This window comes from Nonomuraea montanisoli, assembly GCF_013363975.1.
Classification (GTDB): domain Bacteria; phylum Actinomycetota; class Actinomycetes; order Streptosporangiales; family Streptosporangiaceae; genus Nonomuraea; species Nonomuraea montanisoli.
Window position 1 is genome coordinate 108,553 of the sequence record NZ_JABWGN010000018.1, and the last position, 24,977, is coordinate 133,529.

The 24,977-nt window shown below is 72.7% G+C and carries 28 protein-coding genes; 18 read left to right on the top strand and 10 right to left on the bottom strand.

Going from position 1 to position 24,977, the window contains the following annotated elements; all coding sequences use genetic code 11:
- The first annotated feature begins 7 nt into the window (after positions 1-7).
- The 6 genes from HTZ77_RS37440 to HTZ77_RS37465 are packed head-to-tail and all read left to right on the top strand — an operon-like array spanning position 8 to position 5,903.
- Positions 8-1,153 (top strand): FAD-dependent oxidoreductase, encoded by a 1,146-nt coding sequence (locus HTZ77_RS37440; protein ID WP_205304456.1) that lies wholly within the window; start codon positions 8-10, stop codon positions 1,151-1,153.
- A gap of 54 nt (positions 1,154-1,207) precedes the next feature.
- The gene (locus tag HTZ77_RS37445) at positions 1,208-1,897 is read left to right on the top strand and encodes a DUF4291 domain-containing protein (RefSeq protein ID WP_175594498.1); all 690 of its coding nucleotides are present in this window, start codon (positions 1,208-1,210) and stop codon (positions 1,895-1,897) included.
- Positions 1,898-1,907: 10 nt separating this feature from the next.
- The gene (locus HTZ77_RS37450; protein ID WP_175594499.1) at positions 1,908-2,783 is read left to right on the top strand and encodes a DUF72 domain-containing protein; all 876 of its coding nucleotides are present in this window, start codon (positions 1,908-1,910) and stop codon (positions 2,781-2,783) included.
- Positions 2,784-2,814: 31 nt separating this feature from the next.
- Complete coding sequence (locus tag HTZ77_RS37455; RefSeq protein ID WP_328808999.1) at positions 2,815-4,038, top strand: cytochrome P450; 1,224 nt, start codon at positions 2,815-2,817, stop codon at positions 4,036-4,038.
- 54 nt (positions 4,039-4,092) lie between these two features.
- Positions 4,093-4,653, top strand: coding sequence for an RNA polymerase sigma factor (locus tag HTZ77_RS37460; protein ID WP_175594500.1), 561 nt, complete (start codon positions 4,093-4,095; stop codon positions 4,651-4,653).
- Entirely contained in the window at positions 4,653-5,903 is a 1,251-nt protein-coding gene (locus tag HTZ77_RS37465; protein ID WP_175594501.1) for a hypothetical protein, read from the top strand. The genes HTZ77_RS37460 and HTZ77_RS37465 overlap by 1 nt, the downstream gene beginning before the upstream one ends.
- 128 nt (positions 5,904-6,031) lie before the next feature.
- On the opposite strand, the gene HTZ77_RS37470 is transcribed toward HTZ77_RS37465, so the two are convergent.
- Together HTZ77_RS37470 and HTZ77_RS37475 are read right to left on the bottom strand one after the other, a co-directional pair.
- Positions 6,032-7,441: an AlkA N-terminal domain-containing protein gene (locus HTZ77_RS37470; RefSeq protein ID WP_175594502.1), complete on the bottom strand. Its 1,410-nt coding sequence runs from the start codon at positions 7,439-7,441 to the stop codon at positions 6,032-6,034.
- Positions 7,442-7,530: 89 nt separating this feature from the next.
- Complete coding sequence (locus HTZ77_RS37475) at positions 7,531-8,007, bottom strand: hypothetical protein (RefSeq protein WP_175594503.1); 477 nt, start codon at positions 8,005-8,007, stop codon at positions 7,531-7,533.
- A gap of 209 nt (positions 8,008-8,216) precedes the next feature.
- On the opposite strand from HTZ77_RS37475, the gene HTZ77_RS37480 reads away from it, so the two are divergent.
- Entirely contained in the window at positions 8,217-8,516 is a 300-nt protein-coding gene (locus HTZ77_RS37480) for a hypothetical protein (protein WP_175594504.1), read from the top strand.
- On the opposite strand, the gene HTZ77_RS37485 is transcribed toward HTZ77_RS37480, so the two are convergent.
- The gene (locus HTZ77_RS37485; protein ID WP_175594505.1) at positions 8,506-9,741 is read right to left on the bottom strand and encodes a hypothetical protein; all 1,236 of its coding nucleotides are present in this window, start codon (positions 9,739-9,741) and stop codon (positions 8,506-8,508) included. The genes HTZ77_RS37480 and HTZ77_RS37485 overlap by 11 nt on opposite strands.
- Positions 9,742-9,757: 16 nt before the next feature.
- The gene (locus tag HTZ77_RS37490) at positions 9,758-10,078 is read right to left on the bottom strand and encodes a hypothetical protein (protein ID WP_175594506.1); all 321 of its coding nucleotides are present in this window, start codon (positions 10,076-10,078) and stop codon (positions 9,758-9,760) included.
- Positions 10,079-10,211: 133 nt separating this feature from the next.
- Here HTZ77_RS37490 and HTZ77_RS37495 point away from each other — a divergent pair, with 133 nt between their 5' ends.
- The 5 genes from HTZ77_RS37495 to HTZ77_RS37515 all read left to right on the top strand — a co-directional run bounded on the left by HTZ77_RS37495 (position 10,212) and on the right by HTZ77_RS37515 (position 14,001).
- Positions 10,212-11,459: a sensor histidine kinase gene (locus HTZ77_RS37495; protein ID WP_175594507.1), complete on the top strand. Its 1,248-nt coding sequence runs from the start codon at positions 10,212-10,214 to the stop codon at positions 11,457-11,459.
- Positions 11,447-12,091 (top strand): response regulator transcription factor, encoded by a 645-nt coding sequence (locus HTZ77_RS37500; protein ID WP_328809000.1) that lies wholly within the window; start codon positions 11,447-11,449, stop codon positions 12,089-12,091. Before HTZ77_RS37495 ends, HTZ77_RS37500 begins: the two co-directional genes overlap by 13 nt.
- A gap of 10 nt (positions 12,092-12,101) precedes the next feature.
- On the top strand, positions 12,102-12,908 hold the full coding sequence (locus HTZ77_RS37505; protein WP_175594508.1) for an MBL fold metallo-hydrolase: 807 nt from the start codon (positions 12,102-12,104) through the stop codon (positions 12,906-12,908).
- 78 nt (positions 12,909-12,986) lie between these two features.
- Positions 12,987-13,622, top strand: a complete 636-nt coding sequence (locus tag HTZ77_RS37510; RefSeq protein WP_175594509.1) for a PadR family transcriptional regulator — start codon at positions 12,987-12,989, stop codon at positions 13,620-13,622.
- On the top strand, positions 13,591-14,001 hold the full coding sequence (locus HTZ77_RS37515) for a hypothetical protein (protein WP_175594510.1): 411 nt from the start codon (positions 13,591-13,593) through the stop codon (positions 13,999-14,001). Before HTZ77_RS37510 ends, HTZ77_RS37515 begins: the two co-directional genes overlap by 32 nt.
- Before the next feature lie 418 nt (positions 14,002-14,419).
- Here HTZ77_RS37515 and HTZ77_RS37520 read toward each other — a convergent pair whose 3' ends face one another.
- Both HTZ77_RS37520 and HTZ77_RS37525 read right to left on the bottom strand, forming a co-directional pair.
- Positions 14,420-16,186, bottom strand: a complete 1,767-nt coding sequence (locus tag HTZ77_RS37520; RefSeq protein ID WP_235995698.1) for a sensor histidine kinase — start codon at positions 16,184-16,186, stop codon at positions 14,420-14,422.
- Between the two features lie 77 nt (positions 16,187-16,263).
- Entirely contained in the window at positions 16,264-16,959 is a 696-nt protein-coding gene (locus HTZ77_RS37525; protein ID WP_175594511.1) for a response regulator transcription factor, read from the bottom strand.
- Positions 16,960-17,068: 109 nt separating this feature from the next.
- On the opposite strand from HTZ77_RS37525, the gene HTZ77_RS37530 reads away from it, so the two are divergent.
- Positions 17,069-17,608 carry a hypothetical protein gene (locus tag HTZ77_RS37530; protein ID WP_175594512.1) on the top strand — a complete coding sequence of 180 codons (540 nt, stop codon included), beginning with the start codon at positions 17,069-17,071 and terminating at the stop codon, positions 17,606-17,608.
- Positions 17,609-17,624: 16 nt separating this feature from the next.
- On the opposite strand, the gene HTZ77_RS37535 is transcribed toward HTZ77_RS37530, so the two are convergent.
- Together HTZ77_RS37535 and HTZ77_RS37540 are read right to left on the bottom strand one after the other, a co-directional pair.
- Positions 17,625-18,710, bottom strand: coding sequence for a hypothetical protein (locus HTZ77_RS37535; RefSeq protein ID WP_175594513.1), 1,086 nt, complete (start codon positions 18,708-18,710; stop codon positions 17,625-17,627).
- 103 nt (positions 18,711-18,813) lie between these two features.
- Positions 18,814-19,293: a hypothetical protein gene (locus HTZ77_RS37540; protein WP_175594514.1), complete on the bottom strand. Its 480-nt coding sequence runs from the start codon at positions 19,291-19,293 to the stop codon at positions 18,814-18,816.
- Between the two features lie 220 nt (positions 19,294-19,513).
- Here HTZ77_RS37540 and HTZ77_RS37545 point away from each other — a divergent pair, with 220 nt between their 5' ends.
- Together HTZ77_RS37545 and HTZ77_RS37550 are read left to right on the top strand one after the other, a co-directional pair.
- A complete protein-coding gene (locus HTZ77_RS37545) occupies positions 19,514-20,050 on the top strand; it encodes a peptidylprolyl isomerase (protein WP_175594515.1) in 537 nt (178 codons plus the stop codon).
- 103 nt (positions 20,051-20,153) lie between these two features.
- Positions 20,154-21,014 (top strand): rhomboid family intramembrane serine protease, encoded by an 861-nt coding sequence (locus HTZ77_RS37550; RefSeq protein ID WP_175594516.1) that lies wholly within the window; start codon positions 20,154-20,156, stop codon positions 21,012-21,014.
- 50 nt (positions 21,015-21,064) lie between these two features.
- On the opposite strand, the gene HTZ77_RS37555 is transcribed toward HTZ77_RS37550, so the two are convergent.
- Entirely contained in the window at positions 21,065-21,313 is a 249-nt protein-coding gene (locus tag HTZ77_RS37555) for a cell division protein CrgA (RefSeq protein ID WP_175594517.1), read from the bottom strand.
- A 152-nt stretch (positions 21,314-21,465) separates the two neighbouring features.
- Here HTZ77_RS37555 and HTZ77_RS37560 point away from each other — a divergent pair, with 152 nt between their 5' ends.
- From HTZ77_RS37560 to HTZ77_RS37570, 3 genes are read left to right on the top strand one after another with little or no spacing between them, the layout of a single operon-like run.
- Positions 21,466-22,098, top strand: coding sequence for a class E sortase (locus HTZ77_RS37560; protein WP_175594603.1), 633 nt, complete (start codon positions 21,466-21,468; stop codon positions 22,096-22,098).
- A gap of 4 nt (positions 22,099-22,102) precedes the next feature.
- A complete protein-coding gene (locus HTZ77_RS37565; RefSeq protein WP_175594518.1) occupies positions 22,103-22,261 on the top strand; it encodes a hypothetical protein in 159 nt (52 codons plus the stop codon).
- Positions 22,258-22,830: an anthranilate synthase component II gene (locus HTZ77_RS37570; RefSeq protein ID WP_175594519.1), complete on the top strand. Its 573-nt coding sequence runs from the start codon at positions 22,258-22,260 to the stop codon at positions 22,828-22,830. The genes HTZ77_RS37565 and HTZ77_RS37570 overlap by 4 nt, the downstream gene beginning before the upstream one ends.
- 234 nt (positions 22,831-23,064) lie before the next feature.
- Here HTZ77_RS37570 and pknB read toward each other — a convergent pair whose 3' ends face one another.
- On the bottom strand, positions 23,065-24,924 hold the full coding sequence (gene pknB / locus HTZ77_RS37575; protein ID WP_175594520.1) for a Stk1 family PASTA domain-containing Ser/Thr kinase: 1,860 nt from the start codon (positions 24,922-24,924) through the stop codon (positions 23,065-23,067).
- Positions 24,925-24,977 lie beyond the last annotated feature (53 nt).

Sequence of the window (24,977 nt, forward strand, 5' to 3'; positions counted from 1 at the left end):
GAACCCCGTGAACCTGAGCATCGCCATCGTCGGAGGCGGGCCCGGCGGCCTCACCCTGGCCTGCCTCCTGCGCCTCCACGGCATGGACGCCGTCGTGTACGAGCGCGAACCGTCCCGCGCCGCGCGCGGCCAGGGCGGCATGCTGGACTTGCACGTGGACAGCGGCCAGCGCGCCCTGCGCGAGGCCGGGCTGGAGGCGGAGTTCCTCGCCGTCGCCCGCCGCGAGGGCCAGGACCAGCGGCTGCTCGACCACACCGGCGCCCTGCTGCTCCAGGAGGACACCCCCGACGACGCCCCGCTCCTCCGCCCCGAGGTCGACCGCGCCGACCTGCGCGACGTCCTGCTCGGCTCGCTCCCGGAGGACGCCGTCGTGTGGGGGCGGGCGTTCCGGCACGCCGTCCCCCGGCCGGAGGGCGGCCACACGCTGCACTTCGCCGACGGCTCCACGGCCGTCTGCGACCTGCTGGTCGGCGCGGACGGCGCCTCCTCGCGGGTACGCCCGCTGGTGACCGACGTCCGGCCGTTCCACTTCGGCGTCAACTACGTCGAGATCGGCATCCCCGACATCGACCGCACGCACCCGGATCTGGCCGCCGTCCTGGGACGCGGCAACTACTGGGTCATGGGCCCCGGCCAGTCCCTGTCCGCGCAGCGCAACGGCGACGGCCGCGTCCGCGTCTACCTCGGCTTCTACACGCCGGAGGACTGGTTCGCCACCTGCGGCGTCCCCTTCGACGACCCGGCACGCGCCCGGGCCGCGCTGGCGGAGCTGTTCGCCGGCTGGGCGCCGGACGTGACCGCCCTGATCCGGGCCTGCGACGACTCCGTCATCACGCGCCCGCTCACCATGCTGCCGGTCGGCCTGACCTGGCCGACCACGCCCGGTGTCACGCTGATCGGCGACGCCGCCCACCTGATGCCGCCGGCCGGCGAGGGCGTCAACATGGCCATGCTCGACGCCCTCGAACTCGCCCTGGCCCTCGTCGCCGACCCCGGCGACCCGGCGGCGGCCGTCGCGCGCTACGAGAAGGAGATGTTCGAGCGCACCGCCCCCGTCGCCGCGCGGTGCGTCCGGGTCACGGAGGTCATGATGGCCCCGGACGGCGCCCAGCGCATTCTCCGCTTCTTCCAGGGACACGGGCTGGGGGACTGACCGCCGCGGTAATCCGGTTGCGGGAGGGGGCGCGGGTTCCGCATCCTCACCAGGATGAACGTCCCCTATCGGCAGATCCGTGCCGTCTACACCGACACCACCATCACCGTCTACCAGGCGTACGACCCCGCCATCGCGGAGCCGGCCGTCGCCGCGCGGCGCTTCGTGCCGCCGTTCAAGCGCGAGCGGATGACCTGGATCAAGCCGTCGTTCCTGTGGATGATGTACCGCTGCGGCTGGGCCACGAAGCCCGGGCAGACGAGGGTCCTGGCCGTCGACATCACGCGCGCCGGGTTCTCGTGGGCGCTGGAGCACGCCTGCCTGAGCCATCCCGAGCCCGGGGCCGACGCGGCCGAGTGGAAGCGGCGGCTGCGGGCCAGCCCGGTGCGCGTCCAGTGGGATCCCGAGCGCGACCCGCGCCACCACGCCCTGCCGTACCGGTCGATCCAGGTGGGCCTGTCCGGCGAGGCCGTGACCCGCTACCTCGACGAGTGGATCACGGGGATCACCGACGTGACCGGCATGGTCCACGACGTCCACCGGGCCCTGCGCGCCGGCCGGGACGTCACGGACCTGCTGCCCCGCGAGCGCCCGTACCCGCTGCCCGCCGACCTGGCCCGGACCGTCGGCGCCACCCCGGACGCTCCGCGCCCAGCAGGAGGCCCGGCAGGAGGCCCGGCAGGAGGCCCGGCAGGAGGCCCGGCAGAAGACCCGTCAGAAGGCCCGGCAGAAGAGGGCGTGTAGCGTCGTCGGCATGCGGCTTCACGTCGGATGCGCCATGTGGACCCACACCCCGTGGCAGGGGCGCTTCCTGCCGCATCCCCTTCCCCCGTCCGAGCGCCTGCGGGCCTACGCCACCTGGTGCGACGCGGTCGAGGGCAACACCACGTTCTACGCGACCCCGTCGCGGAGCACGGTGGAGACGTGGGCGGAGCAGACCGGCCCCGGCTTCCGGTTCGTGGTCAAGCTGCCCAAGCCGATCACGCACGAGCGCCGCCTCACCGGCGCCGACGAGGAACTGCGCGCGTTCCTCGACGCGGTCGAGCCGCTCGGGCCGCGCGCCCACGCCCTGTGGATCCAGCTTCCGGGCTCGTTCGGGCCGAACGACGTCGGCGCGCTCGCCGCGTTCCTCCACCGGCTGCCCCCGCACCACCGGTACGCCGTCGAGGTGCGCCACCGCGCCTTCTTCGCCGACGCGCGCGCCACGGGCCTGCTGGAGCGGGTCCTCGGCCGGGCCGGAGCCGAGTGGATCCCGTTCGACACCACCGCGTTCTTCGACACCCCGCCCACCAGCGACGCCGAGCGCGACGCGTGGATGAAGAAGCCGCGCGTGCCCCGCCGCGCCACCGCGCTCACCGACCGCCCGATCGTCCGCTACCTCGGCCGGGACGACGTCACCCGCACGGTCGAGGGCTGGCGGCCGTGGGTCGCCACGGTCGCCGGGTGGCTGCGTGAGGGCCGCTCGCCGACGGTGTTCATCCACACCCCGGACAACGCCGAGGCCCTGCCGCTGGCCCGGCGCTTCCACGAGGACGTGCGCGCCCTGCTGCCCGGGCTGGAGCCGCTGCCGGAGCCCGTGTCGCCGTCCGACGGCCAGGTTTCCGACGACGAGCCGCTGACGCTTTTCTGACATACCGCGCGCCCTCTGTCACGATGGGCGGGTGACCTCTGACGCCTTAGAGCGCTTGCAGCGGCTGCACCGGTTCTACCGCGATCCGTACCCGGTGTACGCCGAGGCCCGTCACACGCGCGGCCTGACGTTCGTGCCGGAGCTCGACGCCTGGCTGGTCAGCCGCCGTGAGGACGTCCGCGAGGTGCTGAGCCACCCCGACCGGTTCTCGTCGGCGGGCGCGCTGCGGCCGGACGTCCTGCCCGGCAGGCGCGCCCTGTCCGAGCTGGTCAAGGGGTACGGCGGGGCGCAGGCCGTGCTCTCGGCCGACGGTGAGGCGCACCGGCGCCTGCGCAGGCCGCTCACCCGGGGGCTGTCCCCGATGCGGGTGGCCGCCGCCCTGCCGTTCGTCACCGAACGGGCCGAGGCGCTCGTCGGCGGGTTCGCCGGCGACGGACGGGTCGAGTGGATGGACGCCTACGCCAGGCCGCTGCCCGCGGAGGTGATCGGCCACCTCCTGGGCCTGGACCCGGCCGACACCCCCGGCGCGATCCACGGCGGGCACCAGGCCGAGGCGCTGCTGTTCGCCCCGCTGACGGAGGACGAGCAGGTCGAGGCCGCCCAGGAGATCGTGGCCCTGCACCACCTCCTCGACCGGTACGCCCGCGCGCGCAGGGCCGAGCCCCGCGACGACCTGATCACGGAGATGGTCCGCGGCCTCGCCCCCGGCTCCGGCGAGCTCACGCACGACCAGCGCAGGGAGATCGTCTCCAACGTCCAGAACCTGCTGCTGGCCGGCCACCTCACCGCCACCGCCCTGCTCGGCTCGGTCGTGCTCAACCTGCTGCGCGACCGGAGCCAGTGGGAGCTGCTGTGCGCGCGGCCGGAGCTCGTCCCGGCGGCCGTCGAGGAGGCGGTCAGGTTCGACGCCCCGATCCAGGGCTTCCGCCGCACGGTCACCGAGGACGTGACACTCGGCGGCACGCGGCTGCGCCGGGACGACGTGGTGTTCGTCTCGTACGCCTCGGCCGGCCGCGACGCCGACCCGACCACCCGCCCGGACGCCTTCGACATCACCCGGCCCGCCGCGCGCCACCTGTCCTTCGGCCACGGCCCGCACGGCTGCCCGGGCTCGCAGCTCGCCAAGGAGCAGGTGCGGATCACGCTGGAGATCCTCATCCGCGAGCTGCCGGGCCTGCGCCTGGAGCGCCAGGACGTCGCCATGGCCCCCACCCTGATCCACCGCTCCCCGGAGGAGCTGCACCTCGCCTGGTGACATGAATTCCGGGGCCGGGCGGTAATCGGGCGCGCCGCCGAGGGACTACTGGGTGTGGACGATCCCCAAGAACGATTCACCGGCCTCTACGACCGCCATCACCGGAGCGTGCTCGGCTACGCGTTGCTGCGTGCCGACCGCGCCGTGGCGGAGGACGTGGCCAGCGAGACCTTCCTGATCGCCTGGCGGCGGCTGGCCGAGCTGCCCGAACCGCCCCTGCCCTGGCTCCTGGGCGTGGCCCGCAACCTGCTGGCCAAACAGCGGGTCTCCCGCGACCGCCGGGAGGCGCTGGTCGGCCGGATCGCGGCTCTGACCACGGCCAAGGACAACCTGATCTGGGACGTCGCCGAGCACGTCGTGGACCGCGAGACCGCGCTGGCCGTGCTGGCGGCCCTTCCGGAGCAGGACGTGGAGGCGATGGTCCTCACGACCTGGCACGGGCTGCCGCCCGACCAGGCCGCCGCCGTCATGGGGTGCTCGACCCGTACGTACAACGTGCGGCTCCATCGCGCCCGCAAGCGCCTGAGCAAGGCCCTCCGGGTGGAGGCGGAGGGCCGGCCCGCGCGGGCCGACCTCCGCTCCACCCACCACGCCCGACTTTCGGAGGAGACCTGATGCCGTACCCGCCCAGCACGGGAGACGACCCCGCCGACCGGTTGTTCGCCCAGCTCAAGCCGGTGGAGCTGGAGGAGCTGACCGAGGCCGCCCATCAGCGGCGCCGCGCCGACGACCTCGCCCGCGCCTTCGCCACCCCACGCGACTCCTTCTCACCCGACGAAAAGAGGATTCTCATGACCCGCCGCCCCGTTCTCCTCCTGACCGCGGCCGCCGCGCTCGGGCTCGCGGCCGCCGCCGCGGTCGCCGTTCCCGGGCTCGTGGGCCGGGACGTCCCGGCCGTGGGGCACCAGGTCACAGCCGGTTCGCGTACGGCGGACCGGGGGCCGGTGGACGCCCGGACGTTCCTGCTGGCGGCGGCCGAGACGGTGGCACGGGAGCCCGCCGGCTCCGGCCGCTACTGGTACACCCGCCAGCGCGTCTTCGAGCGCGTCCAGGTGGCGGAGAGCGAGTACATGGCCAGGCTCAAGGCGCTGGACAAGGAGTACGAGGCCAAGAAGAGCGAGTTCAAGGACCGGCCCGCCGAGCTCCGGGCGGCCGACGCGGAGTTCCAGAAGCGCGTGGGAGAGCTGAAGACCTCCCAGGTCCCGTACAAGGCCGTGGCCGCCTACACCGTCGACTCCTGGCAGTCGGTGGCCCAGAGCGGAGGGAACCGTTCGGTCACCAACCAGGACGTCAAGATCACCTTCGCCACGCCGGAGGACGAGGCGAAGTGGAAGGCGGCCGGCTCGCCCGTCCTGCGCGAGGACAAGCCGAGGACCAGCGACGGCGGCGAGTCGCGCATCGTGTCGATCGACAACCCCACGCTGACCATGGCCGAGGTCGGCAAGCTGCCGACGGAGAAGGACGCGCTGGAGCGCCGGCTGCGCGAGCTGTACGCCAAGAGCCCGGCGCGCAGCGGCGCGAACGGGCGCTCGTTCGCCGAGTACATGCCGCAGACCGCGCTCGACCTGCTCGTCTCGCCGACCACGCCGGGGACGCGGTCGGCGCTGTTCAAGGTGCTGGCCGAGCAGCCGGGCATCACCGCGCAGGGACGGGCCACGGACGGGTTGGGGCGCACCGGGGTCGCCCTCACCAGCCGGTTCGACTCGCCGGAGGGTGAGTTCGAGTTCCGCCTGACCTTCGCCGAGGACACGGCCGGGCTGCTGGAGTACGAGGTCACCAAGGCGGGGGAGGAGACTCCGGTGACGCGGGTGGCCTTCGACCGGATGGCGCTCGTGAACGGGCTGGGCGACCAGCCGACGAGCTGAACGACCACTGTCGGGGACCCCGGGCGCCGTCCGGGGTCCCCGGCGGGCCGTCAGCACAGGCGCGAGGAATTCCCTCCGGTCCGGGCGGCGATGATTTCGTGCCCCGATATAAAGAATTCTGAGCGGTTTCATTCGGCGGAAAGAGAAAAGGCGGCTTTTCTCCGGCGGTCGCCGTACGCCATGAGGTGGGTGGCGGCGAGAGGACGCCAGGGACGCCACCGGCCGGCCGTCCACGAGTCGGCGCCTCCCGAGGGCGCGCCCAGTTCCTCCAGCGCCGCTCGCAGCGAGGGGTCCGCGAGCGGGAACGCCTCGCGCTGCCCCAGCCGGAGCCCGAGGACCTGGCGCAGGTCCTCGTCCAGGTACGGCAGCGCCGCGAGCGCGTCGGGGCTCGTGCCGTACCCGAGCGTCCCCGCCCCCTCGGCCAGCGCCGCGATGGCCTCCGCGTCCTCCGCGGGCAGCCGCCCGTCGGGGTCCACGGTCAGCGACTCGAGCCGGGCGCGGGTCAGCGCCTCCGGCGGCGGGAACGCGTGGGTCAGCCCGTCCGGCAGTCCCGGTACGGGCGTCCCGAGCGCCTCCACCAGCGCCTTCAGCCATCGGGCGGCCTCCTCCGGGTCCCGGCCCCGCCCGAGGAGCTCCCGTACGCCCACCTCCAGGGCGCTCCACGCCCCCGGCACCGCCAGCCCGGGCCGCTCCCGCACCACCGGCCCGAGCACCGGGTCGGCGGACAGCGCGGCGACGCCGGCCGTGTGGTCGGTCTCCGTGCCGAGCAGGCGCCCCACCTGGTCGACCACGTGGATGAGTCCCTCCCAGTACGGCAGGTGCGCCACCAGCAGCAGGTGTCCCGCGGCGTCGCCGGGCGACACCTCCAGCAGGCCCGGCGCGCCGTCCACGGTGATCGTGCGCCGGTACGTACGGCCCTCCACCGCCTCCACCCCCGGCACCGCCCGCGCGGCGAGGAAGTCCCGCACCGCGTCCCAGTCGTAGCCGGGCAGGACCGGCAGCCGCAGCGCGAGCCCGCCGTCGGCGGCGAGCCGGTCCGCGCGGTGCCGCCGCTCGCGCAGGTCGGTCGGCGAGGCGCGAAACACCTCCCGCATGATCCGGTTGAACTGCCGCAGGCTGCCGAACCCCGACGCGAACGCGATGTCCAGCACCGTCAGGTCGGTGTCGTCGAGCAGCCGGCGCGCGAAGTGCGCCCGGCGGGAGCGGGCGAGCTGGTCGGGGCTCGCCCCCAGGTGCCTGAGGAACAGGCGCCGCAGGTGGCGCGGCGACAGGCCGACCCGTCGCGCGAGCGCCGCCTCCGTGCCCTCGTCCAGGACCCCGTCGATGATGAGCTGCCACGCCCGGCACACCAGCTCCGGCGCGTCGGCGGCGACGGGACCCGCCACCCGGTACGGCCGGCAGCGCAGGCAGGCGCGGAACCCGGCGGCCTCGGCCGCGGCGGCCAGCTCGTACGTGCGGGTGTTCCTCGCCAGCGGCTTCGCGCCGCACCCGGGCCGGCAGTAGATGCCGGTGGTGACGACGGCGGAGTACGTGGTCATGCGTCAGATGTACGGCACCGCCCCCGGCCGACGCCAGACAGATCCGGACATGGCGTGATGCGGCAGGCGCGTCCCTCCCGCGATCCGGGTCAGAAGAACCGGCCGAGCCGGAACGGGCGCACCACCAGGGGCACGGTGAAGCGGCTGATCACGCGTACCTTCCTGATGCGCGTGTGCTCGTTGATCGTGACCTTCACGCACTTGAGGTGCGCCAGGTGGTCGCCCGGGAAGGCGTAGTAGGAGATCCCGATGCCGCGCCGGCCGAGCCCCCGGTCGGACAGCCCCAGCCCCACCTCACGGTAGATCCGCCACGAGCCCTTCAGCGTGAACGCGGTGGACCCGATGAGCGCGTGGTTGGCCTTCGTGGGGCAGTGGACGAAGACGCGCACGGTGTCGTTCTGGCGCGGCCACTGCGGCAGGATCCGCAGGGACGTGACCTTCTTCCAGTCCTTGGGCAGCGGGCCGCGGCCGGTGGCCGCGGCGGCCGGCGGGCACGGGAGGGCCGCGAGCGTGGCCGGGCTCGTCAGGAGGACGGCGACGGCGGCCATTCCTGCCACGGAACGCATGGAATCCTCCCCCGCCGGGCGTTCGCGACCACGTTGATCACCTCATTATGGCGAGCATTCACGGCGGAAAAGGACGCCACGCCGTACATCTCTCATGAACGCTTCACCGCCGAATTCAGCGGTCCGGCAATGACATAACCGAGTATGTGATCAATATGTGATCGTAAAACTCGTTGATGGTGTTTGCCGTGTTTTAGGATCGCTGTCTTGTGAACCCGCCTGAAGACCAGCCCGAGCTGGACGTCGACGCGGCCTTCGCCCGCCTGACGGCCGGCGTGCGCCTGAAGCCACCGGGGCTGGGCTGGCGGCTCCGGCTCGCCTTCGCCCCGGGCGGCCGCCTGCGCCGGCGCGTGCTGATCGTGGTGGTCTGCCTGGTCGTCCTGGCCGCCGGCGCCCTCACTCTCCAGGCCGTGGACCGCCGCCCGGACCCGGTGCCGCCGCCCGCCGACGACACCACGCCCGTCCTGACCGCCCTGGCCCCCGCCGGGGAGGCCGGGGTCAGTCGATGATGTGCTGCCACACCCGCTGGACCGCGGTTCGCTTGTCGTCCCAGTCCTCGCTGTACGACTTGGGATAGACGCTGCCGCCCTCGGGGTTGCTCAGCTCGTCGTACAGCGCCTCCGCGGCGGCCCGCTCGCCGATCCGGCGCTCCTCCGCCGCGGTGAGCGGCGGACCGCCCGCCTCCTCCCGCCGGGCCCGCGCGTCCCGCACGGCCCGGGAGTAGGCGTCGTCGTACGTGGCCTCGCTCTGGTGGTCGAGGTCCTGACCGCGCACCCGTTCCAGCTCCTCGGAGAACCGGTACGCCTGGAGATTGCCCTGCGCCTCCTCGCGGATGGCCGCCTCGACGTACGCGTCGCGGCTCATCTCGGTCGGGTCGGGGGTCCTGCGGTGCTGCGCGTGGTTGAGCTCGTGGATCAGCGTGTTGGCGAGGCCCTCCGGGGTGTCGCCGTCCCGGAGGTAGATCTCCACGACGTTGTACTCGTCGTGGTAGACGCCGAGGACATTGTCGTCCCCCTCGCCGGGGGGCTGGTAGAGGATGGTCACGTTGTGCTCGCGCGCCCATGCCAGCGCCGCGCGTCCTCTCGGGGTCTCGTTGAGGACCCGCTCCACCTCACGCCGCGCGTCGTCGTCCGTCCTCATCCACGAGGTCCGCCTGCCGGCGTCCCACGTCGCGAGACCGATCAGCCCGAGGGGCACCGCCCCGCTGATCAGGAGGAGCTCCATGGCCTCGCGAAGGGTCTGGGCCAGGACCACGCCGATGTTGCCCCTGATCTCGGTGAGCATGGAACGGAAGAGCCGCCGCGTGACGTACCACCGCAAGGTCAGCCAGAAGCCGCCGGCGGGCGTGACCGCGATCGCCCTGACCAACGCGACGAGCAGCACGGTGAGCAGATAGACGACCAGGGCCTTCCAGATGACCCTGAAGACGACCGTCATCAGGGTCCCCACGGCGGCGAGGTCGGCCGCCTTGGCGCCGTCCCCCAGGCGGTGCCGCACGCTCTCCGCGGACTCCCACTTCTCCTTGAACGCCTCGACGTCGCCCCCCGCGTTGGCCCGCACGACCCCGTCGTGGCCGGCGTCGAGCTCGGCGGCCGTGCTCCTCAGCTCGTCGGCCAGGTCCAGCCAGCCCCGTACGCGCAGCAGGCGGTCGTCCTCGTCGGCGTCCGGCCATGGAGCGTCGTCCTTGAACTGCTCGTGGATCGGCCTGAGCTGGGCAGGCAGTTCCCATCCCATGTCCGGTTGGCTCCCTTCAGCGGCCGTCGGCGAGGCGGCGGACCAGGTCCTCGTTGGCGCCCGAGGCCGAGGCGTGGGTGCGGGCGGTCTCGCGCAGCTTGCGGGCGTGCTCCCTGACCTCCCGCAGGGTCGCGTCGAAGGCGGTGGCGGCGTGCCGGACGAAGCGCGCGTACTCGGCGTCGAACTCGGCCCCCGGCTGCTCGCGGTCCGCCGGCTCCGGGGCCGAGACCGTGATGAGCGCCCGCCGCGCGACCCGCTCCAGCCGGTCCTCCATGTCCTCCGCGCCCAGGCGGGCGTCCAGCAGCGATCGCTGGTCCACGCGCAAGATCTCGTCCATTCATCCCCCTTTTGAGGCTGTGCGTCCGAAAGATCCTTCCACGCTTGGGGGTGGCGGAGGCGTCCGGGGAGAAGGCGGGAAGGTCTACCTGGCACTACTGACCTCGGGCGTGACCCGCGGATAGTGTCGCGGGGTGCTCGTCAGGACCGCGCTGGAAGCGCTCGCCCAGCGGCCGATCACCTTCCTGCGGTCGGCCTGGCCGTGGCGTTCCCTGGCCTACCTGCTGGCCGGGGCGGTGCCCGGCCTGCCCGTTCTCGGCGCCGTGACCGCCGTGGCGCTGACGTCCTCGTCGGCCGTCCTGGTCGCCTGCGTGGCGGTGGCCGCCCTGCTCACCCCCGTGGCGGGGAGGTACGAGCGGTGGCGGCTGCGGCTGGTGGACGGCGTGCCGCTGCCGGCCGTGCCCTCTGGGCCGAGCGGCCGGGTGGACGGCGTGCCGCTGCCCGCCGCGCCCCCTGAGCCGGGCGGGGACGCCGGTGAGCCGCCCGGGCGGGGGCGCGAGGGCCGGGTGGTGGCGCTCGGCGGGCTCGCGCTGCTCGTGCTGTGGTGGATCGACCTGGTCATGGCCGCGTTCGGCGCGGCGGGGCCGGTGCTGCTGATCCTGTCGCCGGTCGTGCAGCCCGAGGTGGAGCCGGTGGCCGCCGTCGCGGCCTCGGCCGCCGGGATGCTGCTGGTGCCCGTCGCCGCGTACACGCTGACCGCCTGGGCGGGCGCCCGGGGCGCCATGACCCGCGCGATCCTCGCCCCGCAGGCCGCCGAGCTGGCCGAGGTGCTGCGCTCGCGCGCCCGGCTCGTCGACGCGTTCGAGACCGAGCGGCGCCGGATCGAGCGTGACCTGCACGACGGCGCCCAGCAGCGGCTGGTGGCGCTGACGATGACGCTCGGCCTGGCGCGGCTGGACCTGCCGGAGGACAGCCCCGCGGCCCGGGCGGTCGAGCGGGCGCACGGCGAGGCCAAGCAGGCGCTGGCCGAGCTGCGCGCGCTCGTCAGGGGCGTCCACTCGCAGGTCCTCACCGACCGGGGCCTGCCCGCGGCCGTGCGCGACGTCGCCGGCCGCTCGCCCGTCCCGGTGGAGGTGCGGCTCGCGCTGGAGGAGCGGCTGCCGGCGGCCGTCGAGGTCACCGCGTACTACGTCGTGACGGAGGCCCTCGCCAACGTCGCCCGGCACAGCGGCGCGAGCGCGGCCCGGGTCACCGGCGGCGCGGCGGACGGCACGCTCGTCCTGGAGATCCACGACGACGGCCGGGGCGGGGCCGACCCCGGGCGCGGCACCGGCCTGACCGGGCTGGCCGACCGGCTGGCCGTCGTGGGCGGCAGGCTGTCGCTGTCGAGCCCGGCCGGCGGCCCGACCCGGATGCGTGTGGAGATCCCGTGCGCGTCGTGATCGCCGAGGACGCCGTCCTGCTCCGCGAGGGCCTGATCGGTCTGCTCGAACGCTTCGGCCACACCGTGCCCGCCGCCGTCGGCGACGCGCCGTCGCTCGTCGAGGCCGTCGCCGAGCACCGGCCGGACGTCGTGGTCACCGACGTGCGCATGCCGCCCGGCTTCTCCGACGAGGGGCTGCGCGCCGCCCTGGAGCTGCGCCGCGCGCGCCCGGCCCCGGCCGTGCTCGTGCTCAGCCAGTACGTGGAGCAGACGTACGCCGCCGAGCTGCTCGACTCCGGCGACGGCGCCGGGGTCGGCTACCTGCTGAAGGACCGCGTCGGCGACGTGCGCGAGTTCGTGGACGCGCTCGACAGGGTCGCGGCGGGCGGCACGGTCGTCGATCCCGAGGTGGTGCGCCAGCTCCTGCGGCGCCCCCGCGACCCGCTGCTGCGGCTGACGCCCAGGGAGCGCGAGGTGCTGGCGCTGATCGCCGAGGGCCGCTCCAACGCCTCGATCGCCGGCGAGCTGTACGTCACGGAGGCGGCCGTGGCCAAGCACATCGCCGGCATCTTCACCAAGCTCGACCTGCCGCCCGCCGTCGACGGGAACCGGCGCGTGCTGGCCGTCCTCGCCCATCTCCGCCGTCAGTAAGGTTTCGTCCATGAGAGAGCAATGGCGGGAGGTCGGCGACCGGGTCTACGTCCGGCGCCACAAGTCGTACGACATGAACGTCGGCCTCGTCGTGGGCGACGGGCACTGCCTGGTGCTCGACACCAGGGCGTCGCACCGTGAGGCCGCCGACCTGATCGACGCGATCCGGCGGATCACGAGCAGCCCCTGGACGGTCGTCAACAGCCACACGCACTTCGACCACGTCTGGGGCAACGCGCTGTTCCGCCCGGCGGAGATCTGGGGACACGTCCGCTGCGCCGAGGAGATGGAGCAGGACGGTGAGGAGCAGCGGGCCAACATCATCCGGATGATGCCCGAGGAGCGGCGGGAGGAGTTCGAGGAGGTGGTGATCGATCCGCCCGACAACACGTTCACCACCGCGGCCTCGCTCGACATCGGCGGGCGGATCGTCCACCTGCGCCACTTCGGGCTGGGCCACAGCAGCAACGACATCGTGACGCACGTGCCCGACGCCGGCGTGGTGTTCGCCGGTGACCTGGTCGAGCAGGGGGCGCCGCCGGCGTTCAGCGACTCCTACCCGCTCGACTGGCCCGCGACGACGGCCGCCATGCTGGCCGAGCTGCCCGGCGAGGTGATCGTGCCCGGCCACGGCGCGGTGGTGGACCGCGCGTTCGTCGAGGCGCAGCGGGCCGAGCTGGTCGCCGTGGCCGAGCTGGCGAGGCGGGCGCACGTGGAGGGGCTGCGCGACCTGATCAAGCAGTTCCCGTACCCCGAGGACGTCAGCCGCCAGATCATCGAGCGCGCCTTCTTGCAGCTCGACGCCAGCCCCGCCTGACGGATCCCGCTCCGGCGGACCCTCGACACCCTCGGCGGACCCTTCTATAGTGCAAAGTGCACTATAGAAGGAGGCACTATGGCGCAACGCCATGACCTGGTCGGGCTGACCGTGCTCGCCCTGCTCTCGGTGCGCGCCGGTCACCCGTATGAGCTGCAGCGCCTCATCGTCGACACGCGTAAGGACTACGTGACGGGGCTGCCCCGGAGCCTGTACCACGCGGTCGAGCGGCTGGCTCGCGACGAGCTGATCACCCCCTCCGCCACCGGGCGTGAGGGACGGCGGCCCGAGCGGACCGTCTACGAGATCACCGCCGAGGGCCGCCAGGAACTGGCCACGCGCCTGCGGCGCCTGCTGGAGCGGCCGGACCCCGACCAGCGCGTGCTCGTCGCGGGGATCTCGCTGATCGGCGCGCTGCCGGTGCCCGAGGCGCGGCGCGCGCTGCGCAGCCGGGCCGCGTCGCTGGAGGCGGCGGTCGCCGGCCTCGACGCGCACCTCGCGGGCATGGCCGACAACGGTCTGCCGGAGGTGCTGGCGCTCAAGCTCGACTACCAGCGGGCCGCCCAGGCGGCCGAGCTGGCCTGGGTGCGGGGGGTGCTGGAACGGCTGGAGAGCGGCGCGCTCGACTGGCCGGACACGGTCAAACAGTCACTGCTGGAGCGGGCTTCCCAAGGAGGCGGGCATGAGCGGCAAGGACAGGAAACTGGTCACTGAGGTGTCGGGCGTGGTCGAGGCGCCGGTGGGGCGCGTGCGGGAGGCCCTGAGGGAGGCGCTGCTGCCGGAGCCGGTGCCCGAAAGCGACCGCTTCACCGTCGAGGACTTCCCGGGGCACAGGAGCACCGTCGAGGTCACCGACCGGATGATCGCCCTCCAGGGCGGCTGGTGGTACCGGGGCGAGTGGACGCTCGCGCCCCATCCTGACGGCACCCTGCTCACGCACCGGGTCTACAACGTGGCCACGAGTCTGCGCTGGGGGGTGCCGCTGGCCAACCGGTTCTTCATCGGCTACGACCAGGCCACGCGCGACTCCTTCGCGACGGGCCTCACCCGCATCGGCGCCGCCATCGGCTGCCCGGTCCACCTGACCCCGTAACCGCCCCCGCCTCCCCGGCCCACTCCACGGCTTTTGGTCCTCGGCTCACGGGTCGCCGGTCTTCGGCTCACGGTCCCCGGCTGGCGGCTCCCGTCCCTCGGTCAGCGGCCCTTGATGTCCGTCCCCGGCTCGCGCCTACGATCCTCGGGCCCCGGAGCTTCAACCCCGGGCCCTCGCCCTCGGTCGGCGGCTCACGGCCCTGGCCGGGGTCCTGCGGCCCGCGGTCGGCGGCCCTTGACGCTCGGTCCCCGGCTCGCGTCTGCGGTGACGGTCCTCGGTCCGCTGACCTTCAGTCCGTGCCCCCGTCCCGGTCGGCGGCTCCCACCCCTCGGTTTCCGTGCGGGGACCTGGAAGACGGTCAGCGGGGCGGCGGGAGAGGGCACGGAGCGGGGAGCCGCCTGCAAGGGGAGGGTGTGCCTCACGTGGGAGGCGCGGTCAGGCGAGGGGTGGGCGGGGTGCTGGGGCGATGCCGGGTGGACGGGCACTCAGGTGCTCGCGAGGAGGGGGCGTGGTCAGAGGAGGTCGCGGTGAGGGGGGCGCTGTCAGGGGAGATCGCCGGAAGGGTGGCGCGGAAGCCGCCGTCGATCGCCACCAGCGTGCCCCCGTGCAGGCCCGCGATGTCCCGGGCGATGGGCAGCCCCAGCCCCGCGCCGCCGTCGTCCCTGGCGCGGGCCTCGTCCAGCCGGGTGAACCGGTCGAACACCGCCTCCCGGTGCTCCGGCGGGATCCCCGGCCCGTCGTCGAACACCTCCAGCACCGCCATGCCGTCGTCCGGCCGCACCCGCACCGTCACCGTCGTCTCGGCGTGCCGGCGCGCGTTGTCGAGCAGGTTCGTCACCAGCCGGGCGAGGTGGCCGCGCGAGCCCTGGACCACCACGTCGGGCTCGATGTCCACGACGACCTTCGGCTCCGCGCCCGGCCCCGAGCGCACCGACTCCTCGAAGGCCACCTGTCCGAGGTCGAGCGACGTCGTCCGCACCGGCTCGCCGGCGTCGAGCCTGGCCAGCATGAGCAGGTCGCCGGCCAGGGTCTGGAGGCGTTCCACGTCGGCCAGCGCCTCGCGGGTCAGCTCGCTCGGCGGGGCCAGCTCCAGCCGGGCCCGCAGGGTGGCGATCGGGCTGCGCAGTTCGTGCGCCGCGTCGGCGACGAACCGCTGGTGGGTGCCGACGGCCGTCTCCAGCCGGTCGAGCGTGCCGTTGACGGTCGTGGCCAGGGCCGCGATCTCGTCGCGCGAGCGCGGTACGGGCACACGCTGGTGCAGGTCCCGGGCGGTGATGTCGGCCATCTTGGCGCGGATCGCGGCGACCGGCTTCAGCGCCCGGCTCACCGAGAACCAGGTCATCGCGGCCACCACGCCCAGCAGCGCGGGCACGCCGGGCAGCAGGGCGCCGTCGAGGGTCTGCAACGCCTCGTCGGCCCCCGCCCGGGAGGCCCGGGCCCACACCGTGGACGTGCCCTTCTTGGTGTCCACCTTCAGGGCCGCCACCGCGTACAGGTCGGGCTGCGCCCATCCCTGGTCGACGGTCGCCTTCCCCGCCGCGTCGACGAGGACGACGTCGGGATCGCCGACCGGCTTGACCTCCGTGCCGGGGACGCCCGACGCGTTCGGCCGAGCAGACTTGGCGCTGCTCCTGGCGAGGGCCGGGGGATCGGCCTCGGCGGGAGCCGACTGTGCCTCCTGGACCCGGCCGACCAGCGCCGTGACCTGGCCGACCGGTGGCACGACCACGGTGTGGTCCGGTGGTACGACGACAGTGCGGGCCGTGCTCTCGGGGCCGGTGCCGGTCGTGTCGGGCATGGTGCGAGCGGCGCCGGTCATGCCGTCGGGCGCGGTGCTCGTCGTGGTGCCGGTCATGCCGTCGGGCGCGGTGCTCGTCGTGGTGCCGGTCATGCCGTCGGGCGCGGTGCTCGCCGTGGTGCCGCTCACGTCGTCGGTCGTGGGCGCCGCCTCGGTGCCCTGGACCGCCTGGATCAGCAGCGGCGCGGCCGCGACCGCGCGTCGCGCGGCCTCGGCGTCGGTGCTGGCCTCCAGGCTGCCGCGCAACGTGACGACGAGCACGGCCGCGGCGGCGCCCAGGGCGAGCGCCACCACCAGCGTCGCCGCCGCCGTGGCCCGCAGCCGCACCGACGAGAGCCCGGCGGACAGCTCGGCGGACAGCCCGGACGGCAGTCCCCCGCGAAGCATCGCCGGGACCCTCACCCGCGGCCGAGCCGGTGACATTCGCCCCGTGCCCCTGTTCACCCCGCGGCCCATGGTGCCGCTCATGTCGCCTCCAGGCGGTAACCGGCGCCGCGCACCGTGATCAGTGAGGACCGGCCGAACGGCTGGTCGATCTTGCGGCGGAGCGCGCTGATGTACACCTCGACGATGTTCGGGTCGCCGTCGTAGGAGAAGTCCCACGCCTGGGCCAGCAGCTCGCTCTTGGAGACCACCTCGCCCGCCCGCCGCGCCAGTCCGTGCAGCACCGCGAACTCCTTCGGCGTCAGCGCGATCTCCACCTCGCCCCTGCGGCAGCGCAGCCCGGCCGGGTCGAGCACGAGGTCGCCCACCGTGATCGACACCGGCCGCTCCCTGCCGCCCCGGCGCACCAGGGCCCGCAGCCTCGCCAGCAGCACCACGTACGAGAACGGCTTGGACAGATAGTCGTCGGCCCCGGTGTCGAGCGCCTCGGCCTCGTCGTAGACGCCGTCCTTGGCGGTGAGCATCATGATCGGCGTCCAGTTCCCGGCCTCGCGCAGCCGCGCGCACACGGTGTAGCCGTTCATCCGGGGCAGCATCACGTCCAGGACGATCACGTCGTAGGGGTTCTCCGTGGCCATCCACAGCCCGTCGCGGCCGTCGTGGGCCACGTCGACCGCGAACCCCTCGCCCGACAGCCCGTCGCGGACGAGGCCCGCCAGCCGCCGCTCGTCCTCCACCAGTAAGACCCGCACGCCGACCAGCGTGCCGTACGCCACCTAAAGCCAACCTGAAGATCATTTCGGCTGCGTTCAGGCTCGCTTCAGGTACGAGGGGCCATGGTCGGTCCGTCAGATCGTCCGATCTCTTCCACGAAAGGGAGATTCCATGTTCAAGAGGCGTGTCGGGATCCTGGGCGCGGTGGGCGTCCTCGCGCTGTCGATCCTGAGCGGGTCCGCCCTGGCCGACGAGACCCCGGCCCCGACGCCGGACGTCACGGTCGTCTGCCGGACGAGCGACGGCCAGGTGGTGAACTTCTCGAAGGCCGTCAAGGCCATCAAGGTCGAGAAGCTGAAGGACGGCACGCTCGCCATCTCCGAGGACGAGCAGGGCGTGCCGGCGGAGCCGGGCAAGCTGACCAGGGTCGAGCGGAAGCCGCTCACCCCCGAGGAGGAGGAGAAGCTGGCCCAGGCCCTCCCCGAGGGCACGCCGCAGTTCCGCGTCGAGCGGGCCGAGCCCGCGGACGAGGCCGGCGTCGCGCGGATCGAGGAGGGCGACAAGGCCAAGGTGAGCGGCAAGATCAAGGAGGGCGAGATGCTGGACGTGCAGAGCGTGCCCGCCCTCCCGGCCGACGGTCCCGACGGCGCGCCGCCGAAGGGCGTGACGGCCCCGGCCGCCACCGTGACCTGCGAGGCCGGGGGCAAGTAGCCGGCCCGGGGCCCGGTCAGGCGAACGACGGGTGCGGGCCCAGCGCCCAGTACTCGAACAGGCCGTGCCCCACCAGGCCGTCGTACTCGAAGCGGCCCACGGCGTCCACCATGCCCCACATGCGGGCGGCGTCGGCAGGCAGCGTGTAGGTGACCCCTTGCACGACGGGTCCGGCGCCCTGGTACATGCCGTGCTTCCAGTCCGGCTCCAGGCCGTACCCGGTGCCGACCATGAGGTGGACCGGCAGGAGCGGCGTGCAGCGGACGTCGAACGGCTTGCCCCCGGGCGGCGCGAAGGTGATGGTGGCCTCGACCACGTCGCGGGTGCCGGGTGCGTACACGGGGCGGTATTCGGGCCGGCCGAGGTACTCCTCCTCCCGGCCGTCCGACCACACCCGGGTGGCCTCCTCCAGCACCCGGCGCCCCCGCTCGTCCTCCTGCACGATGCAGAGGATGGCGTGGTCGTCGAACATCATCGGCGCGTACAGCCAGTAGAACGTGCCGGGGTTCTTCGCCTGGACGCCCGGGGGCTCGGGCTCGCCGACGGGTCTGATGCCCCAGGACCGGTCCCGGGTGCCCAGCCAGCGGTCCGGGGTGACGGGGATCTCCTCGGACCCGACGCGGATGTGCCCGCTCCAGCGCCCGGTCTGCGCGAGCCGGACGGAGTCGAACATGACCCGCTCCTGCCAGCGCAGGAAGTGCCGGGGCTCCAGCGTCGCCGGGATCGTGCCCTTCCAGGTCAGGTCGAAGGACAGGCCATGCTCGTTCGGCTCCAGCACCACGCGCAGCCGTTCGAGCCCTTCGATGACCTCGACCCGGAACGGGCCGATCCCGGTGTCCATCCGGTCGGCGCCCAGCTCGCGGGAGGCGCGCACCACCCGGTGCAGGTCGTCGCCCGCGTCTCGGCGGCGCACGCAGGCGAACGCGTCGGTGACGCCGAGGTTGGGGTACTGGCCCAGGCCGACGATCAGCATCAGCTCGTCCGTGCCGGCGTGGCAGTTGAAGTAGTAGCGGTCGTAGAAGTTGCGGTCGGAGGTGGTCACGTGCCGCATGACCTGGGCGGCCTGGTGGACCGGGTAGTCGTCGAGCGGTGACAGGCTCATGCCGCCGGTTCTAGCAAGCGCTTGGTTCGGAGTCAACGAGGGGCAGGCTCCGGAAACGCGAAAGTGCGCCCCCCAGAGCTCGGGGGCGCACTTTCGCGCTGGTTCACTGCGTCTTGTGCGCTGCCTCGTCCGCCTTCTCCGAGACGGTGGACGCGGCGTTCTCCGCGGACTGGGCGGTCCTGTCCGCCTTCTCGCTCACCCAACGCGACGCGTCGGACGCGGAGTCCTTCATCTGCTCCGTCCACTGCTGCGCGTTGCGACGATAGGCCATGTAGCCCATCGCGCCCACAGCGAGACCGGTGATCAGAACCATGATCGGCCAACGCCGCGATCGGGCGGGCGTCGGGTCGATCTTGTCGGCCGCCGCGGTCAGCATCGAGCTGACCTTGGGGGCGAGCTGGTCCTCCACGCGATGCGCGGCGTCCTCCAGCACCGGGGCCGCCCAGTAACGGGCGTCCTCGATCCGCTGGGCGGCGCTCGTCCTGGCCTGGTCGGCCATGACCTTCGCCTGATCGGCCATCATCCTGGCCTGATCCGCCATCGGTGTAACACGCTGGCCGGTCTGGACGGCCCGGGCCTTCATCCGGCCCATCCACGTGGCGGGAACCTCTATGACCACGCGGCGCTTCCTCAGTGTCAGGGACACGACAACCTCCCCTGTCGTTCGGGGCCCCGAGCCTGACCTTCCCGGTAGAAGGCGGCTCAATCATGACGAGCCGTGGGAGGATGGCCGGGAGGCCGAACGGCCATAGTCAACAAACGACCACAGAACAACCCTGTGTATAGAGGGGGGCAGCTGTCTCGTGGCTGAGAAGCTGATTGCAAACCTGCAGACCAATCACGGCACCATCAAGGTCGAACTCTTCCCGAACCAGGCGCCCAAGACCGTCCGCAACTTCGTCGAGCTCGCCGAGGGCGGCCGCGAGTGGACCCACCCGGGCACCGGCGAGAAGAGCACCGGCAAGTACTACGACGGCACGATCTTCCACCGGGTGATCTCCGGTTTCATGATCCAGGGCGGTGACCCGCTCGGCCAGGGCATCGGCGGCCCGGGCTACGAGTTCGACGACGAGATCCACCCGGACCTCTACTTCAACCGCCCGTACCTGCTCGCCATGGCCAACGCCGGCATCCGCTTCGGCAAGGGCACCAACGGCTCGCAGTTCTTCATCACGGTCGTGCCGACGCCGCACCTGAACGGCCGGCACACCATCTTCGGCGAGGTCGTCGAGGGCCAGGAGGTCGTCGACGCGATCGCCAAGACCCGCACCGGCCGCAACGACCGTCCGGCCGAGGACGTCGTGCTGGAGTCGGTGACGATCGACCGCGTCCAGGGCTGAGGCCCGGCCCGGGAGGCAGGGGCCGGCGAGAGCCGCTGACCGCCACGCCCCGCGGGCGGGCGGGGCGCACGCGGCAGGGTCGGCGAGGCCGTAGGCTGCGGGCATGACCAGCCAGCCGCCCCTGCCCCCGGAGCAGCCCGCGGAGGCGGTGCCCACCTGCTACCGGCACCCCGAGCGCGAGACCTGGGTCCGCTGCCAGCGCTGCGAACGGCCCATCTGCCCCGACTGCATGCGCGACGCCGCCGTGGGCTTCCAGTGCCCCGAGTGCGTGGCCGAGGGCAACAAGGGGTTGCGGGAGGCGAGGTCCACGTTCGGCGCCGCGGTGGTCGGCACGCCGTACGTGACGTGGATCCTGCTCGGGCTCAACGTCCTGATCTTCGGCGTGCAGCAGCTCACGAGCGGCGACATCACGAGCCGGCTCATGATGTGGCCCAACGGGGTGGCGGCGCTCGGTGAGTACTACCGGCTGGTCACCGCCGCGTTCGTCCACGGCAGTCTGATGCACGTCCTGTTCAACTGCTGGGCGCTCTACGTCCTAGGCCCGAGCCTGGAGCGCGCCTTCGGCCATGCCCGCTACCTGGCCCTCTACCTGCTCAGCGCGCTCGGCGGCTCGGTGCTCGGCTACTGGATCGACCCGCTCAACCAGCCCTCGGTAGGCGCCTCGGGCGCGATCTACGGCCTGTTCGGCGCGGCGTTCGTGGTCGGCCGGAGGCTCAACCTCGACGTGCGTTACCTCACGGTGCTCATCGGCATCAACCTGGTGATCACCTTCGTGGTGCCGGGCATCAGCTGGACCGGCCACATCGGCGGCCTGATCACCGGCTCGGCCATCGCCGCCGCGCTCGCCTACGCGCCCAGGAGCAACCGGCTCCTGTGGCACGCGCTGGCGCTCGCGGGGGCACTGGTCGTGCTGGTGGCGCTCGTCGCGCTGCGGACCACCGCCCTCACCGGCACCATGGGGTGAACGATCGGTGACCCGGTGTCCCCAGGGTGTGGAAAAGACTGTGGAAAGATCTAACGCCAGCGGGTGGAGAGCACCACACCGAAGATGATGAAGACGAACCCGATCAGCAGGTTCCACGCCTGGAGATCCTTGATCAGCGGCGCCTGCTGCGGGGCGATGTAGTACGTGGCGATCCACAGGATGCCGATGATCCACGAAGCCACCATCGTCGGCGCCAGCCAGCGAGGGCTGATCTTGACCTGCTGGGACTTCTGCGGCGGCGTGTAGACCGCCTTCTTGCGCGTCTTCGACTTGGGCACTGGATGACTCCTGCTGAGCGCCTGGGCTTCCGGATCGTCCACAGGCTCTTCGGTAAGCGTAGTTGAGACTGGGCCAGGATAGTCGCCACGCGAGGGAGATGGCGATCCCTCACCGAACGTAGCCATGCGCTTACGCTGATGAGGTGAGGGCCATGCTGCGGGCCGCGGGAGAGCTGAGCATCACCGCGGGCCTCGTACTCCTGCTGTTCTGCGCCTACCTGCTCTGGGGGACGGGCGCCTACACCGACCGCGAGCAGCCGCTGCTGGAGCAGGAGCTGGCGCGCGAGCAGGCGGACCCGGGCCCGCAGGGCGAGGACAGGCCGAAGCGGCTGAAGAAGATCAAGCTCGGTCACGCGGTGGCGCTGCTGCGCATCCCGCGGCTGGGCAACGACTACAAGTACGCGGTGATCGAGGGCGTGACCACCGAGCACCTGCGCAAGGGGCCCGGCCACTACCCCGGCACCGCCATGCCCGGCCAGAGGGGCAACTTCGTCGTCTCCGGCCACCGCACCACCTACGGCGCGCCGTTCAACGAGATCGACGAGCTGAAGCGGGGCGACGAGATCGTCGTCGACGCGCGCGAGGCCCGCTACACCTACCGCGTGACCTACCACGAGGTCGTGCTGCCGACCGACCTGGACGTCATCGCCCCGGTCCCCGGCAAACCCGACAGCAAGCCCTCCAAGGCGTTCATCACGCTCACCACCTGCCACCCCGAGTACTCCGCCGCGCAGCGCTACATCGTGCACGGGGTGCTCGACCGCGTCGAGCTCAGGAAGGTCTGATCACGTGTACGGCTGGATCTGGCGAAGGCTCCCCGGCCCCGCGGCGGCCAAGGCGCTCATGGCCGCCGTGCTGGCCGGCATCGTGGTGGCCGTACTGTGGTACCGGGTGTTCCCGCTGCTCGAACCCCTGGTGACGCTGGACGAGGTGACCGTTACGCAATGACCCGTGTGCTGGTGGTGGACAACCACGACAGCTTCGTCCACACCATCGTGCAGTACCTCCGCGAGCTGGGCGCCACGTGCGACGTGCGCCCGCGCGACGAGGTTGCCGTGACCGACTCCGCCGGGTTCGACGGCGTCGTCATCAGCCCGGGGCCCGGCACGCCCGAGGCCGCGGGCGTCAGCGTGCCCCTGGTGCTCCGGGCCGCCGAGGAGCGCCGGCCGCTGCTCGGCGTCTGTCTCGGGCACCAGGCCATCGCCCACGCCTACGGCGCCACCGTCGACCGCGCGCCCGAGATCGTCCACGGCCGCACCAGCGCGATCTCCCACGACGGGCGGGGCGTGTTCGCGTCGCTGCCCTCGCCGGTGCGGATGACCCGCTACCACTCGCTGGCCGTGCGCCCCGGCACGGTGCCGGACGAGCTGGAGGTGACGGCCCGCACCGCGGACGGCGTCATCATGGGCCTGCGCCACCGCACGGCCCCCGTCGAGGGCATCCAGTTCCATCCCGAGTCGGTGCTGTCCGAGCACGGCCACCGGCTGCTGGCCAACTGGCTGCGCACTCTCCCGTGAGCGGCCCGGCGAATCGTGTAACACGCGGGCCCGCCGGTACGACACACAGATGAGCGTCCCCGCCGTTGCCCCCGAGCGGCGGGGGCGCTTCTCGTTGTCCCGCAGAGCCCCGGAGAGCCGCCAGGGCGTCCAGAGGGTTCCTGGACGCCCGGAGCGCCGCCCGGAGCCCGGGAAGCGGAAGGGCCGCCCCCCACGCGGGAGGCGGCCCTTCAGCCGCTCAGAACGCCCTCGGCGTCAGAAGCCGTCGTCGCCGCCGGGCTCCTCGATCGTCGTCTGCTCGTCCGTCGGCTCGTCGGTGGGCTGCGACGGGTCGGGCTGCTGGGTGAAGGTCGGCTGATCGGTCGGCTGCGTCTGCGACTGGTCGGGCCCCTTGGAGACCACGATCGTGACGGTCGTGCCGGGCGACAGCTTGGCGTTGGGCCCGGGGTTCTGCTGGATGACCGTGTCCTCGGCCTGGTCGCTGAACTGCTTGGAGATCCTGACCTGGAAGCCGGCCGACTCCAGCGCCGCCTTGGCCTCCTCGGACGTCATGCCGGTGACGTCCGGCAGCGAGGTCAGCTCCTTGGGCACGTACAGCGTGACGCTGCCGCCGTCCTCGACCTCGGCGCCGGCGACGGGGTCGGTGGAGACGACCGTGCCCTGCTTCCCTCGGGTGCCCTTGGTCTTGACCGTGGCGGTCAGCCCGGCGTCCTTGAGGATCTGGGTGGCCTCCTCCTTGGTGACCCCGATGAGGCCCTCGGGGACCTTCACCTTCTTCTTGCCCTTGGAGACGAAGACCTTGACCGTGTCGCCCTTCTTGACCTCCGTGCCCTCGGCCGGGTCGGTCTTGATCACGGTCTTGGGGTCGAACTCGTCGCTGTAGTCCTTGACCACCTCGGGCTTGAGACCGAGACCGGTGAGCTCGGCCACCGCGGCCTGCTCGGTCTGCGTCTGCAGCGACGGGACCTTGATGGCCTCCGCCTTCGGCCCCTCGTTGTTGCTGAGGAACGCGTAGCCCACGCCGATGAACGCGCCGATGACGAGCAGCGGCACCAGGATCCACGCGGCGGTCTTCAGCGCGGTGTTGCCCCCGCCGCCGCCGTTGGCCCGCCGACGGCCGCCGCCGCCCCTGCCCGCGCCGCCCTCGTCGTACTCGTACGGCGGCACGGCGGTGGTGCGCTGCGTGGCCGGATTCGCGGCGGCCTGCGTGGAGGTCATCATGCGGGTGGACGGCGCATAGGTGTTGTTCATGGCCATCGTCTGGGCGTCGACCGGCATGCCGGTCATCGCCCGCTGGATGTCGGCCCGCATCTCGCTCGCGCTCTGGTAGCGGTGCGCCGGGTCCTTGGCCATGGCCTTGAGCACGATCGCGTCGGCCCACTGCGGGATCTCGGGGTCGATCTGCGACGGCGGGATCGGCTCCTCGCGCACGTGCTGATAGGCGATCGCGACGGGGGAGTCGCCGGTGAACGGCGGCTGGCCGGTCAGCAGCTCGTACAGGACGCAGCCGGTGGAGTAGATGTCGCTGCGCGCGTCGACGCGCTCGCCGCGCGCCTGCTCGGGCGAGAGGTACTGGGCGGTCCCTATCACCTGCGCGGTCTGCGTCATCGTCGCGGCCGAGTCGGCCATCGCGCGGGCGATGCCGAAGTCCATCACCTTGACGTCGCCGGCCCGGGTGATCATGACGTTGGCCGGCTTGATGTCGCGGTGCACGATGCCGCCGCGGTGGCTGTAGTCGAGCGCCCGCAGGATGCCGTCGACCAGCTCGGCCGCCCGCTCGGGCATCAGCCGCCGGTCGGCGCGGAGCAGGTCGCGCAGCGTGCGGCCGTCGACGTACTCCATGACGATGTAGGGCACGGGGGTGCCGTCGGTGACGTCCTCGCCGGTGTCGTAGACCGCGACGACGGCCGGGTGGTTCAGCGAAGCCGCGGACTGCGCCTCACGGCGGAAACGGGCCTGGAAGGTGTGATCGCGCGCCAGGTCCGACCGGAGGGTCTTGATCGCGACTATGCGGTCCAGCCGGATGTCTCGGGCACGATACACCTCGGCCATGCCGCCGCGCCCGACGACACCGTCGAGCTCGTAGCGACCTCCGAGTAGCCGAGGCTGAGTCATTTCCTGCACTGTCCCTTACCGTTCATCTTGGGTACCGCGGTCTGCGCGGAGCC